The following is a 17,967-nucleotide window of genomic DNA, read 5'->3' as shown; positions in this document are numbered from 1 at the left end:
GGTCCGCATGGACGCCATTCCATCCCTCGACGCCTATGAGCTCTCCGACCGCTACGACCGCGAGGAAGGCCGTGTCTTCCTGACGGGCACACAGGCGATCATCCGCATCGCACTCGATCAGGCCAGGCGCGATCGGGCGCGCGGCCTCAACACCGCAGGCTTCATCTCCGGCTATCGCGGCTCGCCGCTCGGCGGCGTCGATCTCGAACTTTGGCGCATCGAGCAGCGGCTCAAGCGGGACCGCATCGCATTCCTCCCCGCCGTGAACGAAGACCTTGCGGCGACCGCCGTGCTCGGCTCGCAGCAGGTGGAGACGCAAGCCGACCGCCAAGTCGATGGCGTGTTCGGCCTCTGGTACGGCAAAGGCCCCGGCGTCGATCGCTCTGGCGACGCACTCAAGCATGGCAATGCCTACGGCTCATCGCCGCATGGCGGCGTGCTTGTTGTGGCCGGCGACGACCATGGCTGCGTCTCGTCCTCGATGCCGCACCAATCCGACGTCGCCTTCATGAGCTGGTTCATGCCGACGCTGCATCCCGCAAGCGTCGGCGAGTATCTCGAATTCGGCGAATACGGCTACGCGCTGAGCCGCTTCTCCGGCATGTGGGTCGGCTTCAAGGCCATCTCGGAGATCGTGGAGTCGGGCGCATCCGTCGCGCTGCGCCCGCCTCGCGACTTCCGCACGCCCGACTTCACGCCGCCGCCCGGCGGTCTGCACTATCGCTGGCCCGACCTGCCGGGACCGCAGATCGAGGAGCGTCTCGAAGCGAAGAAGCACGCTGTCTACGCCTTTGCAAAAGCCAATCCGATCGATCGGCACATCTACGACATTCCGAACGCCACCTACGGCATCGTCACGACGGGCAAGGCGCATCTCGACCTGATGGAAGCGCTGCGGCTGATGGGCCTCGATGAGGCGGCCTGCCGCAGCATCGGCATCGACATCTACAAGGTCGGCATGGTCTGGCCGCTGGCGCTGCATGACGCGATGGAGTTCGTCAAGGGCAAGCGCGAGATCCTCGTGGTCGAGGAGAAGCGCGGCATCATCGAGAGCCAGTTCAAGGAATATTTCTACGACTATCCCGGCAGCAAGCCCGAGCGCATGGTCGGCAAGCACGACGAGCAGGGGGCACGGCTGATCTCCTGGATCGGCGAACTGTCGCCGCGGGCACTCGCGGGCGTGCTTGCGCGCCGGCTCGATCCGATGTTCCCGGGCCTCAATCTCGCCGCACGCGCTGCGAGCTTGATGCCGGAGGCGGCACGCACGATCCACGTCGCCGGCGCGACGCGCACGCCCTATTTCTGTTCGGGATGCCCGCACAATATTTCGACTAAGGTGCCGGAAGGATCAAAGGCGCTGGCCGGCATCGGCTGCCATTTCATGGCCAGTTGGATGGACCGCGAGACCTCCTCGCTGATCCAGATGGGCGGCGAGGGCGTGAATTGGGCGGCGTCATCGAAATTCACCGGCCACAAGCACGTCTTTCAGAATCTCGGCGAAGGCACCTATTATCATTCCGGCTCGATGGCGATCCGGCAGGCGATCGCCGCCAAGGCCAACATCACCTACAAGATCCTGTTCAACGACGCCGTCGCAATGACCGGCGGCCAGCCGGTCGACGGGCCCGTCAGCGTGCATGCGATCGCGCACAGCGTCCGCGCCGAGGGCGTTAAGCGCATCGCGCTGGTCTCGGACGATCCCACGCAGTTCTCGCCGGCGGACCTGCCGGCCGGCGTCACCATTCACCCGCGCGAGGAGATGGACGCCGTGCAGCGCGACCTGCGCGACGTGCCCGGCGTCTCGGTGCTGATCTACCAGCAGACTTGCGCCACCGAGAAGCGGCGCCGGCGCAAGCGCGGGCAGATGGCCGACCCCAAGCGGTTCGCCTATATCAACGATCTCGTCTGCGAGGGCTGCGGCGATTGTTCGGTCGAGTCCAACTGCCTCAGTGTCGAACCGAAGGAAACTCCGTTCGGCCGCAAGCGCCAGATCAACCTCTCGGCCTGCAACAAAGACTTCTCCTGCCTCAATGGCTTCTGTCCGAGCTTCGTCACCGTGGAGGGTGCCACACGCCGGAAGAAGGCTGCGAGCGGGATCGACGCGATCGGCCGCGCCGCGACGCTTCCCCTGCCCGCCTCCGCGTCTCTCGACCGCCCCTACGATCTGTTGGTGACCGGCGTCGGCGGCACCGGCGTGATCACGGTCGGTGCACTGATCGGCATGGCCGCGCATCTCGAACGACGCGGCGTGTCGGTGCTGGATTTTACCGGCTTCGCACAAAAATTCGGACCGGTGCTGAGCTACATCCGGCTTGCCGCCTCTCCCGAAGCGCTGCACCAGGTTCGCATCGACCAAGGCGCGGCCGATGCACTGATCGGCTGCGACCTCGTCGTCAGCTCCTCGCCGAAGGCCTCCGGCACCTATCGCCGCGGCACGCGCGCCGCGATCAATACCGCGGAGATGCCGACCGGCGACGTCGTCCGCTTCCGGGACGCCGACCTCGCCTCTCCTGCCCGCCTGCACGCGATCGGCCGCGTGATCGGCGACGGCAATCTCGATACGATCAACGCGAATGCGCTGGCCGAACGGCTGCTCGGCGATGCCGTCTATGCCAACATCATCATGCTGGGCTTCGCCTGGCAGCGCGGGCTGGTCCCGGTCTCGCTGCAAGCGCTACTGCGCGCGATCGAGCTCAACGGCGTCATGGTCGAGCGCAACAAGCAGGCGTTCGCCTGGGGCCGGATCGCCGCTGCCGATCAGGATTTTCAGCCGAGAACGAGCGATGCGCGCGCGGTCGAGACCCTCGATCAGCTCATTGAACGCCGCGTCGATTTCCTCTCGGCCTATCAGAACGAAGCTTACTCGGCGCGTTACCGAGCGATGGTCGCAAGAGTCCGCACCGCAGAGTCTGCTCTGGGCAGCGAGGCCTTGACCGATGCGGTCGCCCACGCGCTGTTCAAGCTGATGGCCTACAAGGACGAGTACGAGGTGGCGCGGCTGCACATGCAGAGCGGCTTCCTCGACGAGCTGAAAGGCGCGTTCGAGGACGGCTTCAGCATCCGCTATCACCTTGCCCCGCCCTTCCTGCCGTCGAGGCGCGACGCACGTGGACGTCCGCGCAAGCGTGCCTTCGGACAGTGGATCCAGGGGCCGCTGACCCTGCTGGCGCGGATGAAGGGCCTGCGCGGAACATGGCTCGATCCGTTCGGCTACACCTCCGAGCGCCGCGCCGAGCGGGAGCTGATCGGCTGGTATGAGAGCCTGATCGACCGGATGCTCGACGAGCTCGATGCTGCGCGCCTGGCAGATCTCATCGTCTTGGCCAAGACCCCCATGAACATCCGTGGCTATGGACCGGTGAAAGAGGCTGCCATCGCGTCGGTGAAGGCGGAAGTCGAATCCCTATTGGCGCGGCCGATAAGAGCGCGAGCGGCGTGACTGCCGCACCGCTCACGCATAGGGATTGATCAGCTTCTGCTGCTCGGCGCTGTGATGCACGAGCATGTCGATGAAGGTCCTGACCTTCGCCGACAGATGATGGCGGTGGGGATAGACCGCGTTCATCGACATCTCGACCGGGCGATATTCCGGTAGGAGCCGGACGAGGTGACCGGCGTCGAGATCGCCCTGGACGAGGAACCCGGCCATCATGCAGACGGCAGCGCCCTCCAGTGCCACCTGCCGCAGCGCCTCCCCGCTATTGGTGACGAAGCGGCCCGAGACGCGCACCGAGGCCGGAGCCCCCTTGCGGTCGAAGAAGCGCCATTCGTCGCCGAAGGGAAAGTTCAGGTGCCGAGCGCAATTATGCGCGGTGAGCTCGTCGAGCTTCTGAACACGACCGTGCCGCTCGAGATAATCGTGCGAGCAGCACAGCACGTGTCGCCAGGTGGCGAGACTGCGGACGATCAGGCTTGAATCCGGCGGTGCAGTCATGCGCAAGGCAACGTCATAGCCTTCTTCGATGAGATCGACTTCGGCCTCGCCCATGCGTAGGTCGATCTTGAGATCCGGATAGGTCGACAGCAACTGCGCCACCACCGGCGCGGCGAACGGCACCATATGGGTGGCGACGTGGATGCGCAGGGTACCGCGGGGCAGCGATTGCAATTCGCTTGCGATGTCGTCGGCCTGTTCGAGATCGCCGAGGATCTGCGTGGCGCGGTCGTAATAGGCCCTGCCGATCTCGGTGAGGCTGACCTTGCGCGTGGTGCGGTTGAGCAGCCGCACGCCGAGCCGGTCCTCCAGCGCCTGGACGTGGTTGCTCACCATTGTGGTCGACATGTTCAGCTTTCGGGCGGCTGCCGAAAAGCCGCCGGTTTCAACGACCCGGGCGAAGGCGGTGAGGCTGGTAAAGCGGTCCAAGGCGTAACGCTCCGATTATCCACTCTGACTGGATAATTCTTCCATAAATTAGGGAATTATCACAACCGCCTGGACAACGCATCTTACGATCATCCACGGGCACTTTTTAGAACGCGGCGTCCGGGAATTTTTTCGAGGATGCCATGTCGAACGCCTCTTATGTCGCTGAAACCAATGAACAAACAAGCCTTCGCCCGTCCCGCCAAGCGATCAAGCGCGCAGCCATCGGTCTGGCACTGGCGCTCGGCGTCGCAGTCACCGGCCACTACGGCTATGACTATTGGACCACCGGCCGCTATCTCGAAGCCACCGACGACGCCTATGTGAAGGCCGATTCCACGATCGTCGCGCCAAAGGTCTCCGGCTATATCGCGAAGGTGCTGGTCGGCGACAACGAAAAGGTCAGGGCGGGCCAACCGCTGGCCAAAATCGACGATCGTGACTTCAAGGCAGCACTGGACCAGGCCCGCGCCGATGTCGCCGCCGGCGAAGCCTCGGTCCGCAACATCGATGCGCAGCTCGAACTGCAACAGCCGATCATCGCGCAGAGCACCGCAGACGTGGCCGCGGCGGACGCCAACCTGAAATTCGCGCAGGAGGAACGCGCCCGCTACGACGACCTCATGAAGTCGGGCTCGGGCACGATCCAGCGCGCGCAGCAGACCGACGCGGCGCTGCGCGCCAGCACCGCGCAATTGCAGCACGCGAAATCGGGTCTCCTGGCGGCGCAGCGCAAGGTCGACGTGCTCACCACCCAGCGCGCCCAGGCGACGGCCCAGCTCGACCGCGCCCGCGCGGTGGCGCAGCAGGCGGCGCTGAACCTGTCCTACACCGAGATCACCGCGCCGGTCGACGGCACGGTCGGCGCACGCAGCTTGCGCGTCGGCCAGTATGTGCAGGCCGGCACCCAGCTGATGGCCGTGGTGCCGCTGGATGCAGTCTACGTCGTCGCGAACTTCAAAGAGACCCAGCTCACGCATATGCGCCCCGGCCAGCCGGTCGAGCTGCGCATCGACAGCTTCCGCAGCCAGCCCCTGCGCGGCCATATCGACAGCCTGTCGCCGGCGAGCGGGCTCGAATTCGCCCTGCTGCCGCCGGACAACGCCACCGGAAATTTCACCAAGATCGTGCAGCGCGTGCCGGTGAAGATCGTGCTCGACAATCATGAGCTCATCGGTCTGTTGCGGCCCGGCATGTCGGCGGTGCCGACCGTCGACACCAAACAGACCGTGCTGGCCGAACGCGAGACGACCAGGCGCCTCGCCAACAATACGTCCCGCCCGCACGGCGGCTGAAGTTGACGAGGCTTCCATGAGCACGCTCCAACCCACCCAAAACGCCGCAGCCGGCCTCCCCGCACCTGCTGCGTCCGCCACACCGGCGGTTTCCGCGAGGACATGGATCGCTGTGATCGGCGCGACGCTCGGCGCCTTCATGGCGGTGCTGAACATCCAGATCGTCAACGCCTCGCTCGCCGACATCCAGGGCGCGATCGGCGCCGGCATCGACGACGGCGGCTGGATCTCGACCTCCTATCTGGTCGCCGAGATCGTGGTGATCCCGCTGTCCGGGTGGCTCGCGCAGGTGTTCTCGATCCGGATCTATCTCCTCACCAACGCGATCCTGTTCCTGGCCCTGTCGGCGGCCTGCGCGCTGGCGCAGGATCTGACGCAAATGATCGTGCTGCGCGCGGTGCAGGGTTTCACCGGCGGCGTGCTGATCCCCATGGCTTTCACCTTGATCATCACGCTGCTGCCGCGTGCCAAGCAGCCGGTAGGCCTTGCGCTGTTCGCGCTGTCGGCGACGTTCGCGCCCGCGATCGGGCCGACCATCGGCGGCTATCTCACCGAGAATTTCGGCTGGCAGTACATCTTCTACGTCAACCTCGTGCCGGGCGCGATCATGGTCGGCATGCTCTGGTACGCGCTCGACGCAAAGCCGATGAAGCTGTCGCTGCTGCGCGAGGGCGACTGGGCCGGCATCATCACCATGGCGATCGGCCTGTCCGCGCTCCAGACCGTGCTGGAGGAAGGCAACAAGGACGACTGGTTCGGCTCGCCATTCATCGTGAAACTGTCGGTGATCGCGGGCATTGCGCTGGCCGCGTTCCTCATCATCGAGCTTACGGTGAAGAAGCCGCTGTTAAACCTGCGTCTGCTCGCTCGCCGCAATTTCGGCTTCGGCATGCTCGCGAACTTCCTGCTCGGCATCGCACTTTACGGCTCGGTGTTCATCCTGCCGCAATATCTGGCGCGCATCCAAGGCTACAATGCCGAACAGATCGGCATGGTGCTGGCATGGACCGGGCTGCCCCAGCTCGTCTTGATCCCGCTCGTGCCGCGCCTGATGCAGAAATTCGATGCACGGCTCGTGATCGGCGTCGGCTTCGTGCTGTTCGCGACCTCGAACTTCATGAACATCTATATGACCAGCAATTACGCCGCCGAGCAGCTGCTCTGGCCCAACGTGGTCCGCGCGATCGGCCAGGCGCTGGTCATGGCGCCGCTGTCGGCGGTGGCGACGGCCGGCATCGAGCCGGAGAATGCAGGCTCGGCGTCCGGCCTGTTCAACATGATGCGCAATCTCGGCGGCGCCGTCGGCATCGCACTGCTCCAGACCGTGCTGACCAAGCGCGAGCAGTATCACTCCAACGTGCTGATGCAGTCGGTCTCGGTGTTCGAGCAGGCGACGCGCACGCGGCTGGAGCAACTCACCCAGTACTTCGTCAACCACGGCGTTCTCGACCATGCGGACGCCGCGCGCCGCGCCTATGTCGCGATCGGCCGTATCGTGCAGAAGCAGGCCTATATCCTCGCCTTCAGCGACACCTTCTATCTGCTCGGCATGGCGCTGATCGTCGCCCTGATCGCGATCCTCTTCCTGAAGAAGTCCGGCCAGATGTCCGCCGGCGGAGCCCACTGACCTCGAGCCGATAAAGGAGAACGACCATGAAGCCCCGCATGAACTACTACCAGGCTGCGCCCGACACGATCAAAGCGCTGATGGCGCTGGAGGCGCAGATCCAGTCGACGGGCCTCGAGAAATCACTGATCGAGCTCGTCAAGATCAGGGCCTCGCAGATCAACGGCTGCGCCTATTGCATCAACATGCACAGCGAGGACGCCCGCAAGCGCGGCGAGACCGAGCAGCGCATCTACCTGCTCGACGCCTGGCGCGAATCCCCGCTCTATTCCGACCGCGAGCGCGCCGCGCTGGCCTGGACGGAATCGGTGACGCTGATTTCGCAGACGCGCGCCCCTGACGACGTCTACCAGCAGGTCCGCGCGCAGTTCTCCGAGGAGGAGACCGTGAACCTGACCATGTTGATCGCGGCCATCAACGCCTGGAACAGGATCGCGATCGCATTCCGGGCGGTGCATCCGGTGAAGGTGAGGGCGTCGGTGGCGTAAAGGCGCGCGCCTTTAGCGGCGGTCGTAGGGTGGGCAAAGGCGCCCTTGCGCCGTGCCCACCATCTCTACACGAATTCAACGAAACGTGGGCACGCTTCGCTTTGCCCACCCTACGGCAGCTACGTGTTTGCCTTAAACCGCCGTCGCCTTGGCGAACTCCACATAGATCTCGCGCAGACGCGTCGCCATTGGGCCTGGCTTGCCGTCGCCGATCTTCTTGCCGTCGATCGCGACCACCGGCTGCACGAACAATGACGCCGACGTCGCAAAAGCCTCCTTCGCTGCGAGCACCTCGGCGACCGTGAACGAGCGCTCCTCGACCCGGAGCTGGCGCTCTTCGGCGAGCGCCACCACGGCCTTGCGGGTGCAGCCCGGCAGGATCGCGTTGGAGTTCTTGCGGGTGACGATGACGTCGTCCTTGGTAAGGATGAACGCCGAGGACGAGCCGCCTTCGGTGACATAGCCGTCTTCCAGCATCCAGGCTTCGCCGGCGCCGGCTTCGGCGGCGGCCTGCTTCGCCAGCACCTGCGCCAGCAGCGCCACGCTCTTGATGTCGCGGCGTTCCCAGCGGATGTCGGGGACGGTGATCACGTTGATGCCGGTCTTGGCCGCGGCGGCGTTGATGATGTCCTTCTCCGAGGTGAACATCACCAGGCTCGATTTGACGTCTCCCTTGGGGAACGCGAAGTCGCGGCCCGTGTCGGCGCCGCGCGTGACCTGGAGGTAGACCAGGCCGTTCTCGACCTTGTTGCGCGCGATTAGCTCCTTCTGCAGCTCGGTGATGCGCTCGACGGTCTCGGGCAGCCTCAAGCTGATCTCGCCGACCGAGCGCTCCAGTCGCGCCAGATGCGACGCATTGTCCACCAGCTTGCCGTCGAGCACGGCGGAAACCTCGTAGATGCCGTCGGCGAACAGGAAGCCGCGGTCGAGGATCGAGACTTTCGCGTCCGACAGCGGGACGAAGGAGCCATTGACGTAGGCGATCGAGTCCAAGGCAGGTCTCCTGAGAAAAGGGGGATTTGGGCTGCTATACGAAATTTGCGGGCGCCGATAAACCCCACGGTGGTCATCCGGGGCGGCGCGAAGCGACGAGCCCGGAATCCATAACCCCGACTCGTGGTTATGGATTCCGGGCCTGCGCCTTCGGCGCATCCCGGAATGACGGCAGTTGTTCAGTGCGACAGGATCTTCGACAAGAACTTCTGCGCGCGGTCGCTGCGCGGCTTGCCGAAGAAGTCGTCCTTCGCGGCATCCTCGACGATCTCGCCGCGGTCCATGAAGATGACGCGGTTGGCGACCTTGCGGGCAAAGCCCATCTCGTGCGTGACGACCATCATGGTCATGCCTTCGCGGGCGAGATCGACCATGACGTCCAGCACTTCGCTGACCATCTCAGGATCGAGCGCCGAGGTCGGCTCGTCGAACAGCATCACGATCGGGTCCATCGCGAGCGCGCGCGCGATGGCGACGCGCTGCTGCTGGCCGCCGGAGAGCTGCGCCGGGAATTTCTGCGCCTGCTCCTTCAGCCCGACGCGCTCCAGAAGCTGCATGCCCTTCGTCACCGCCTTGTCGTGCGACCGGCCCAGCACCTTCTCCTGCGAGAGGCAGAGATTGTCGATGATCTTGAGGTGCGGAAACAGCTCGAAATGCTGAAACACCATGCCGACGCGCGAGCGCAGCTTCGGCAGATTGGTCTTGGGATCGTTGACCTTGGTGCCGTCGACCAGGATGTCGCCGCTCTGGAACGGCTCCAGCGCGTTGACACATTTGATCAGCGTCGACTTGCCCGAGCCCGAGGGGCCGCAGACCACGACCACCTCACCCTTGGTGACGTTGGTGGTGCAATCCGTCAGCACCTGGAAGCTCGGCGTGTACCATTTGTTGACGTGGCTGATTTCGATCATGAGCGGCTAGCCCTAGCGGATGATGGCGACGCGCGCCTGCAGACGGCGGACGCCGTAGGACGCGATACAGGAAATGGTGAAGTAGACGACGGCTGCGAACAGGTACATTTCAACGAGGCGCCCGTCGCGCTGCGCCACCTTGCTCGCCGCTCCCAGAAAGTCGGTGATGGAGAGCACGTAGACCAGCGAGGTGTCCTGGAACAGCACGATGGTCTGCGTGATCAGGACCGGCAGCATGTTGCGGAAGGCTTGCGGCAGCACGACGTAGCGCATCGTCTGGGCATAGGTCAGCCCCAGCGCGCTCGCCGCAGCCGGCTGTCCGCGCGAGATCGACTGGATGCCGGCACGCATGATCTCGGAGAAATACGCCGCCTCGAACATGATGAAGGTGACCAGCGAGGATGCGAAGGCGCCGACGCTGATGGGGCGCGAGGCGCCGGTCACCCACTGCCCGATATAGGGCACCAGGAAGTAGAACCAGAAGATCACCAGCACCAGCGGCAGCGAGCGCATGAAGTCGACATAGATGCCGGCGATCCGGCCAAGGATCTTGAAGCCGGACAGCCGCATCAGGGCGAGCGCCGTGCCGAAGATGAGACCGCCGAGCGCCGCGAGCGCGGTCAGCGTCAGCGTGAAGGTCATGCCCTCGTAGAACAGATAGGGCAGCGCGCGGCGGATGACGTCGAAATCGAGATTGCCGAACATCTTATTTCCCCGTGATGTAGCCGGGGATCGCGACCCAGCGCTCGAGGAAGCGCATCGCGGTCACGACGACGGCGTTGACGAGGAGGTAGAGGATGGTCGCGGCGGTGAAGGCCTCGAATACCTGGAAGGAGAATTCCTGCATCGAACGCGCTTGCCCGGTCAGCTCAAGCAGACCGATGGTGATGGCGACCGCGGTATTTTTGATGGTGTTGAGGAATTCGGAGGTCAGCGGCGGCAGGATGATGCGGAAGGCCATCGGCAGCAGCACGTAGCGATAGCCCTGCGCAGTGGTCAGGCCCAGCGCCGTTGCGGCCATCTTCTGCCCGCGCGGCAGCGACGAGATGCCGGCCTGCAGTTGCACGGCGACGCGCGCGGACATGAAGAAACCAACGCCGATCGCCGCCGTCCAGAACGGCGCGTTCGGCAGCTGTTTCAGCCAAGTGCCGGCGCCCTTCGGCAGCAGTTCCGGCAGCACGAAGAACCACAGGAAAAGCTGCACAAGCAGCGGCATGTTGCGGAAGAATTCGACATAGGCAAAGCCGAACCAGTTCGCACCCTTGGACGGCAGCGTGCGCATCACGCCGACCAGCGAGCCGGTAATCAGCGCGATGACCCAGGCCAGCGCCGCGGTCTTGAGGGTCAGTGCCAGTCCCGACAGCAGCATGTCGAGATAGGTACCGGTCCCCATCGGATTCGGCTGGAAGAAGATTCCCCAGTTCCAGTTATAGTTCACGTGTCCCCCGCGCGAACGCGCCCCTCATTGGGCGACTTGAGAGAAGTCTTGTTGAGAGAAAGTCCTGGGTGCCTATGCAAATGTCCGGCCACTCCTGTGTCAAGAGTGGCCGGACATGATTCCGATCGAAAGATCGAGGTCTGTCTTACTTATAGTCGTCCGGATTCGGCGAGTCCGACGGCTTGGCGAACTCGTTCTTCAGCTCGGCCGAGATCGGCGTGTTGAGGTTCAGGCCCTTCGGCGGAATCTTCTGGGTGAACCATTTGTCGTAGATCTTCTGGGCTTCGCCCGACGTATAGAGCGCCGCGGTCGCCGCATCGACCACCTTCTTGAAGGCGGGGTCATCCTTGCGCAGCATGATGCCGTAGGGCTCGGGCTTGGAGAACGCGTCCTTGGAGACGGCGTAATCGTCCGGCGCCTTCGAGCCGGCGACGAGGCTGGCCAGCAGAATGTCGTCCATGACGAAGGCCACCGCGCGATCGGTCTCGACCATCAGGAAGGCTTCGGCGTGGTCCTTGGCCGGAATGATGTTGGCGCCGAGGCCCTTGGCGACATTGGCTTCGGTGAGCTGCTTGATGTTGGTGGTGCCGGCGGTCGAGACCACCGTCTTGCCCTTGAGGTCGTCGATCGACTTGAGGCCGCTCGACTTCTTGAAGACGTAACGGCTGGCGGTCAGGAAGTGGGTGTTGGTGAACGAAACCTGCTTTTGGCGCTCGGCATTGTTGGTGGTCGAGCCGCATTCGAGGTCGATGGTGCCGTTCGCCATCAACGGAATGCGCGTCGCCGAGGTCACTGGATTAAGCTTGACCTCGAGCTTGTCGAGCTTGAGCTCCTTCTTCACGGCGTCGACGATCTTGTAGCAGATGTCCATCGCGAACCCGACGGGCTTCTGGTTGTCGTCGAGGTAGGAGAACGGAATCGAGGAGTCGCGGAAGCCGAGCGTGATCGCGCCGGTGTCCTTGATGTTCTTCAGCGTGCCGGTCAGCTCCTGGGCCCCGGCCTGGCTGACGACGAAGGTCGCGGCAAGCGCGAGCCCGATGTGACGGAAATGTTTCACTTTTCTCTTCCCCTTTCGGATGATGCGGCCCGGATGCAAGCACAAATCGGGCCGGATTAGAATGTGACTTTCGGCTGGATCGAAGGCTCAGGTTAACGGGCCTGTTAGCGGTTCTTGCAACTCGCCGAGATCCCAGAACAGCCCCGCCATCACCGTCAAGGCCTCTTCAGTCAATGGCAGCAGGATGTGCTCATTGGGCGCATGCTGGGAGCAGCCGGGATAGGAGTGTGGCACCCAGATCGTCGGCAGGCCCAGGATCTCGGAGAACACCTCGTTGGGCAGCGAGCCGCCGAAATTCGGCAGGACGGCCGGCGCCTTGCCGGTGGTCTGCTGCACCGAATCCGCCGCCCATTTGATCCAGGGGCTGTCGAAGTCCGTGCGCGATGCAGCAAAACTCTGGGCCGCCCGCACCTCGACCATCGGAAACCCTTTTGCGGCCAGATGCGCGCGGACGGCTTCGATCAGGCCCTCGATCTTGGTCCCGACCACGAAACGCAGTTGCAGCACGGCATTGGCATGGCCGGGAATGGCGTTCGCCGGCTTCTCGATATTGCCTGAGGATATCGCCAGCACTTCCAGCGTGTTCCAGGCGTAGAGCCGTTCGGCGGCCGAAAGACCCTCCTCGCCCCAGTTCTCTGCGAGGGCAGGCTCGTCGGCGGTCGGCACCACCTCGACGTCGGCGAGATAGGAGCGGATCTGGTTGGTCAGCCGCGGCGGCTTCAGGACGTCGAGCTGAAGACGGCCATGGCCGTCGACCAGCGTCGAGATGGCGTTGACCAGGATGGTCGCGGGGTTGGCGAGCACGCCGCCCCAATTGCCGGAATGGTGTCCGCCGTCGCGCAAATTCACGTCGAGGTGGATGCGGATGCCGCCGCGGCATCCCAGGAAGAGCGTCGGCCGGTCGGCAGACAGGCGCGGCCCATCTGAGGCCATGAACAGGTCGGCCTTGAGCGTGTCGCGATTGAGATCGCAGACCTTGCCGAGATCTGGCGAGCCGATCTCCTCGCCCATCTCGACGATGAACTTGGCGTTGAAGCCGAGCTTGCCGCCGCGGGCCTCGCGCACAGCGCGTAGCGCCGCCATGTTGATGCTGTGCTGGCCCTTGTTGTCGGCGGTACCGCGGCCATAGAGGCGAGTGCCCGCAACCGTCGTGCGCCAGGGATCGCGGCCATCGCGCCACTCGCCCTCCATGCCGTCGACGACGTCGCCGTGGCCGTAGATCAGCACCGTCGGCGCGGATGCACTCTCGTGATGCTCGGCAAACAGAAACGGCGCCTTGCCGCTCGGGGATTCCACGATGCGGCTGGAAAAATCCAACGCGGCGAATGCCGGCTGCATCTCCTGTTCCAGATAGGCGCGCAACTCGGTGCCCCGCGACGGATTCTGGCTTTCGGTCCGGTACGCGACGCGGCGGTCGAGCTCGGAAAGAAACGCACCGGAGGTGAAATCCTCACGGGCACGGGCGATGGCGTCGGCTCTGGTCATGGCTTGCATTTCGAGGTTCTGAGGCGAAGGACATTACCCGAGGCGGGCAGGTGTTCGAAAGTGGCGGGGACTTCGATAGATCTTGGAGTTCTCTTGGGATTTCGTTCTTGCTTCCTCGATATTGGCTTGCCAAGTGCGACAGCGCCGACGGATTTGGCCTTGCCAAGGCCAAGACATCCAAGTCTAGGATATGCAAGAACGTCGCCAAGTTGGGGCGCACGTCTACCATTCGAAGAGCGCTCAGTACAGAGTGCCAACAGTACAGACTGCCAAGGGACATCATGGCCAAAGAGATCAGGCTCAACGCCTTTGCGATGAATTGCGTCGCACACCAGTCACCGGGCCTGTGGACCCACCCGCGCGACCGCACCGCCGACTATAACCGGCTGCCCTACTGGACCGATCTCGCAAGGACACTGGAGCGGGGCCGTTTCGACGGGCTGTTCCTCGCCGACGTGCTCGGGGTCTATGACGTCTATGGCAACAGCCCTGACGCAGCCTTGCGCAATGCGGCACAGACGCCATCGAATGAGCCGCTGCTGCTGCTCTCGGCAATGGCGGCGGTCACTCAAAATCTGGGCTTCGGCGTCACCAGCAATCTGTCCTTCGAGCCGCCCTACCCGTTCGCACGGCGGATGTCGACGCTCGACCACCTCACCGAGGGCCGGATCGGCTGGAACGTCGTCACCGGCTATCTCGACAGCGCCGCGCGCGGCGCCGGCAAGGACAGGCAGACCGGACATGACGACCGCTACGACATCGCCGACGAATATATGGAGGTGGTCTATAAGCTCTGGGAAGGCAGCTGGGAGGACGACGCCGTGCTGCGCGACCGGGCCCGCGGCATCTTCACGGATCCCGCGAAAGTTCATCGCGTCAATCATGAGGGCGCAAACTTTCGCATCAACAACACGATTCACCTCAGCGAGCCGTCGCCGCAACGCACGCCGGTGCTGTACCAGGCCGGCACCTCGCCGCGCGGCCGGCAGTTCGCGGCCAAGCACGCCGAATGCGTGTTCATGTCTGGCCCGTCGGCCAAGGTGATCGCGCCGCGCGTCTCCGCGATCCGCCAGGAAGCCGCCGCGCTCGGCCGCAACCCGGCCGAGATCCTGATGTTCTCGATGATGACGATCATCCTCGGACGGACGGAAGCCGAAGCGAAAGAGAAGTATGCCGACTACCGCCGCCACATCAGCCCGGAAGGCGCGCTGGCGCTGATGTCGGGTTGGACTGGTGTCGACTTCTCCGGCTACGACCTCGACCAGCAGGTGCGTCACGTCCAGAACGATGCCGGCCGCAGTGCCATGGACAACGTCACCCGCGCCGATCCCGACCGCGTCTGGACCGTACGCGACGTCATCGAGCATGTCGGCATCGGCGGCGCCGGCCCGGTCGTGGTCGGCACGCCGGAGATGGTCGCGGACAAGATCGAGCAATGGTTCGAGGCAACCGACGTCGACGGGCTCAACGTCGCGTTCGCGATCTCACCCGGCGATTTCGAGGACATCGCCGACATGCTGGTGCCGGAGCTGACGCGGCGCGGACGGTATAAGCCGGAATACAAGAACGGCACGTTGCGGGAAAAACTGTTCGGGGCGGGCCGCGCAAGGCTGGGAGCGCCGCATCCCGCTGCGGGGTATCGCGTGGGGCAGAGGGGGTCTGGCTCCTAGGTACGCTGTCATTCCCCGCGCAGGCGGGGAATCCAGTACGCTGCGGCATCTCCGTAGACAACAGCCGCCTCTGGAATACTGGATCGCCCGGTCGAAGCCGGGCGATGACACCGAATGTGTGGAGATTCACACCTTCCCGTCCACCATCACCTCGATCAGCTTGGTGCCCGGCCGGCTGAACGCCGACGCCAGCGTCGCCTTCAGCTCACGGGGATCGCTGACCGTGATCGCCTCGCAGCCCAGCGCCTTGGCGACGCCGGCGAAATCCACGGGGGGATCGACGAAATCCATGCCGACGTAATTGTCGTCGCCATGGAACGCGAGCAGGCGCTGCTTGATGATGCGGTAACCGCCATTGTTGGCGATGACGACGTTGAGCGGCAGCTTGTGATGCGCCGCCGTCCACAGCGACTGGATCGAATACATCGCGCTGCCGTCGCCGGAGAAGCACACCACGGGCCGATCCGGATTGGCGATGCTGGCGCCGACCGAGGCCGGCAGGCCCCAGCCGATGCCGCCGGAGGCGAGGCCGTGATAGCCATAGCGATCGCGGTGCGGCCGCAGCGCGGTGATCTGACGGCTGGAGGTGAGGCCTTCGTCGACCAGGATGGCATGGTCGGGCATGGCCTCGATCATCTGCAGCACCAGGAAGTCCGGATCGATCGGGGCACGGCCGGCGCTCTTGCCGATCTGCTCGACCAGGGCGGCGCGGCGCGCAGTCCAGTTCGCCGGTGCGAGCTCGGCGAGGCGCTGCTTGGCGCGGCTCGCGAGCGTCGTCCCACCCATCTCCTTCAGCACCGGAATCAGCGCGCGCAACGTTTCCTTCAGATCCGCCTTCAGCGCGATCTCGGCGCCATAGTTCTTGGCGATCTCCCAATCGACGAGGCCGATCTGCACGATGCCGAGGCCATCCGGCAGCGCATCGACCTCGCTATAGACAGACATCCGCAAAGGATCGCCGCCGAGCGCGATCAAGAGATCGTGGGGCGCGAGCGTATCGCGTGCGACCTTCTGCACGCGCGCGAGCGTGCCGACGAAGCTCGGACTTTCGGAGAGGAAATGCGCGCCATAGGGCGTGGAGGACTGGTAAGCGGCAGCGCCGAGAAGTTCGGCGAGCTCGGCGGCCTCCTTGAGCGCATCGCTCTTGACCACCTCGTCCATGGTGACGATCACGGGGCGCTCGGCCTTCAGCAGCCGCGCAGCAAATCCCTCGAGCGCCTCATCCGACGGCTTGGTGCGCGCATCGATGCGGGTGGAGCGGCCGAGATCAATGCCAGCTTCGGAATTGAGGATATCGCCGGGAAGTGAGATGAACACAGGCCCGGTCGGAGGCGTCATCGCCACCTTGGCGGCGCGGCGCACGATGCGCGGAAGATCTTCCAGCCGCGTCACCTCGACCGCCCATTTCACCAGCGGCTCGGCCATGCGCACCAGCGGACCGTACAGCACGGGCTCCATCAGGCCGTGGCCCTGCTCCTGCTGGCCGGCCGTGAGGATCATCGGCGTGCCCGTGAACTGGGCGTTGTAGAGCGAGCCCATCGCGTTGCCGAGGCCCGGCGCGACATGAACATTGCACGCGACGAGCTTGCCGGAGGCGCGGCTGTAACCGTCGGCGATCGCCACCACCAGGCTCTCCTGCATCGCCATCACATAGGTGAGATCGGGGTGGTCCTTCAGCGCATGCATGATCGGCAGCTCGGTGGTGCCGGGGTTGCCGAACAGATGCGTGATGCCCTCGTCCTTGAGCAGCGCGAGAAAAGCGGAGCGGCCGGTGATCTTGTTCTTCATGTTTCCTCCAGAAGCGGACGTCGCCGCAAGGACGGTGCATGATGGCCGAAATCGGAGGAGGCACGCAAGGAAACGCATTCATGGCTGCGTTGCGTATGGAGGTCTCTGTCCCGAACGTGGCGTGGAACGTTGCGACGCAGAGCCGGGACCCAGATTTAGGAGGTTGCCGCAACATGGGCCCCGGCTCAGCGGCGCGTCACTTCGTGCCGCACCGCGTCCGGGGGTGCGCGCAGCCCGCGCTACATCTCCTCCCGCCCCAGCTCGAACGGATCTTCGCCGCCTGCCCGCTTTTTCTTTTTCGAGCGTTGCCAGACCACACCTGGAAATCCCTTCAGCGGCACCAGCGGCTCGCCGGTATAGGTCCATTCCTGCAGCTCTTCGATCGCGATGTGATAGAGCGGCTGGCGGCCGGTGCGCTCGCTGAACAGCGCGCGGGGGATGTTGACCATGTGCGGGCCACGCGGGCGTTCATAGGTGATCGGCGTGCCGCAATGCGAGCAGAAGCTGCGGGTGGTTTTCGTGATCTTGTCCTCGTAGCTTGCGAGCGCGGTCTTGCCAGCGGTGATGCGGAAGCGCTTCTTCCAGCTTCCGACATAGGTCGCGTACGCCGCGCCATGGGCGCGGCGGCTGGCGGCGGAATGATCGTGCCAGGCCCAGCGCGCGGGAATGTCGATCTCGAAGCGGATCTTGCCGCAGAGGCATTGCCCAGTGGCTATACCTGCGGCGGCTGCGGCTTTGGCCATTGTGCCTCCCGTCGTCATTGCGAGCGCAGCGAAGCAATCCAGGCTGCCTCTGCGGAAAGATTCTGGATTGCTTCGCTGCGCTCGCAATGACGGAGTTTGTGGTGATAGT

14 protein-coding genes are annotated in these 17,967 nt (G+C 64.4%); 5 read left to right on the top strand and 9 right to left on the bottom strand.

Annotated elements, in window-relative coordinates; all coding sequences use genetic code 11:
* Nucleotides 1-7: 7 nt before the first annotated feature.
* On the top strand, nt 8-3,439 hold the full coding sequence (locus BCCGELA001_RS05990) for an indolepyruvate ferredoxin oxidoreductase family protein (protein ID WP_060734824.1): 3,432 nt from the start codon (nt 8-10) through the stop codon (nt 3,437-3,439).
* 12 nt (nt 3,440-3,451) lie between these two features.
* Here the strand turns inward: BCCGELA001_RS05990 and BCCGELA001_RS05985 are convergent, their stop codons facing one another.
* Nucleotides 3,452-4,363 carry a LysR family transcriptional regulator gene (locus BCCGELA001_RS05985; RefSeq protein ID WP_060734823.1) on the bottom strand — a complete coding sequence of 304 codons (912 nt, stop codon included), beginning with the start codon at nt 4,361-4,363 and terminating at the stop codon, nt 3,452-3,454.
* 143 nt (nt 4,364-4,506) lie between these two features.
* Here BCCGELA001_RS05985 and BCCGELA001_RS05980 point away from each other — a divergent pair, with 143 nt between their 5' ends.
* From BCCGELA001_RS05980 to BCCGELA001_RS05970, 3 genes are read left to right on the top strand one after another with little or no spacing between them, the layout of a single operon-like run.
* Entirely contained in the window at nt 4,507-5,658 is a 1,152-nt protein-coding gene (locus BCCGELA001_RS05980) for an HlyD family secretion protein (protein WP_060734822.1), read from the top strand.
* 16 nt (nt 5,659-5,674) lie between these two features.
* Nucleotides 5,675-7,285 (top strand): MDR family MFS transporter, encoded by a 1,611-nt coding sequence (locus BCCGELA001_RS05975; protein ID WP_060734821.1) that lies wholly within the window; start codon nt 5,675-5,677, stop codon nt 7,283-7,285.
* A 26-nt stretch (nt 7,286-7,311) separates the two neighbouring features.
* Nucleotides 7,312-7,773, top strand: a complete 462-nt coding sequence (locus BCCGELA001_RS05970) for a carboxymuconolactone decarboxylase family protein (protein WP_008544012.1) — start codon at nt 7,312-7,314, stop codon at nt 7,771-7,773.
* A 132-nt stretch (nt 7,774-7,905) separates the two neighbouring features.
* Here the strand turns inward: BCCGELA001_RS05970 and BCCGELA001_RS05965 are convergent, their stop codons facing one another.
* The 6 genes from BCCGELA001_RS05965 to BCCGELA001_RS05940 form a co-directional block, all read right to left on the bottom strand.
* Nucleotides 7,906-8,766, bottom strand: a complete 861-nt coding sequence (locus BCCGELA001_RS05965; RefSeq protein ID WP_008544011.1) for a D-amino-acid transaminase — start codon at nt 8,764-8,766, stop codon at nt 7,906-7,908.
* Nucleotides 8,767-8,945: 179 nt separating this feature from the next.
* Nucleotides 8,946-9,677, bottom strand: coding sequence for an amino acid ABC transporter ATP-binding protein (locus BCCGELA001_RS05960; RefSeq protein WP_060734820.1), 732 nt, complete (start codon nt 9,675-9,677; stop codon nt 8,946-8,948).
* Between the two features lie 12 nt (nt 9,678-9,689).
* Entirely contained in the window at nt 9,690-10,382 is a 693-nt protein-coding gene (locus tag BCCGELA001_RS05955) for an amino acid ABC transporter permease (protein ID WP_008544008.1), read from the bottom strand.
* Nucleotide 10,383: 1 nt separating this feature from the next.
* On the bottom strand, nt 10,384-11,115 hold the full coding sequence (locus tag BCCGELA001_RS05950) for an amino acid ABC transporter permease (protein ID WP_008544007.1): 732 nt from the start codon (nt 11,113-11,115) through the stop codon (nt 10,384-10,386).
* Between the two features lie 145 nt (nt 11,116-11,260).
* Nucleotides 11,261-12,172: an amino acid ABC transporter substrate-binding protein gene (locus tag BCCGELA001_RS05945; protein WP_060737508.1), complete on the bottom strand. Its 912-nt coding sequence runs from the start codon at nt 12,170-12,172 to the stop codon at nt 11,261-11,263.
* 87 nt (nt 12,173-12,259) lie between these two features.
* Nucleotides 12,260-13,657, bottom strand: coding sequence for a M20 family metallopeptidase (locus BCCGELA001_RS05940; protein WP_060734819.1), 1,398 nt, complete (start codon nt 13,655-13,657; stop codon nt 12,260-12,262).
* Between the two features lie 281 nt (nt 13,658-13,938).
* Between BCCGELA001_RS05940 and BCCGELA001_RS05935 the strand changes: the two genes are divergently transcribed.
* Nucleotides 13,939-15,327 carry an LLM class flavin-dependent oxidoreductase gene (locus BCCGELA001_RS05935; protein ID WP_008544002.1) on the top strand — a complete coding sequence of 463 codons (1,389 nt, stop codon included), beginning with the start codon at nt 13,939-13,941 and terminating at the stop codon, nt 15,325-15,327.
* 126 nt (nt 15,328-15,453) lie between these two features.
* On the opposite strand, the gene BCCGELA001_RS05930 is transcribed toward BCCGELA001_RS05935, so the two are convergent.
* Nucleotides 15,454-17,115: a thiamine pyrophosphate-binding protein gene (locus tag BCCGELA001_RS05930; protein WP_060734818.1), complete on the bottom strand. Its 1,662-nt coding sequence runs from the start codon at nt 17,113-17,115 to the stop codon at nt 15,454-15,456.
* A gap of 239 nt (nt 17,116-17,354) precedes the next feature.
* Nucleotides 17,355-17,858, bottom strand: a complete 504-nt coding sequence (locus tag BCCGELA001_RS05925) for a GFA family protein (RefSeq protein WP_008544000.1) — start codon at nt 17,856-17,858, stop codon at nt 17,355-17,357.
* Between the last annotated feature and the right edge of the window lie 109 nt (nt 17,859-17,967).

This window comes from Bradyrhizobium sp. CCGE-LA001 (assembly GCF_000296215.2).
Lineage (GTDB): Bacteria > Pseudomonadota > Alphaproteobacteria > Rhizobiales > Xanthobacteraceae > Bradyrhizobium.
The sequence above is the reverse complement of the archived record's forward strand: the minus strand, read 5'-3'. Positions and strand labels throughout refer to the sequence as shown.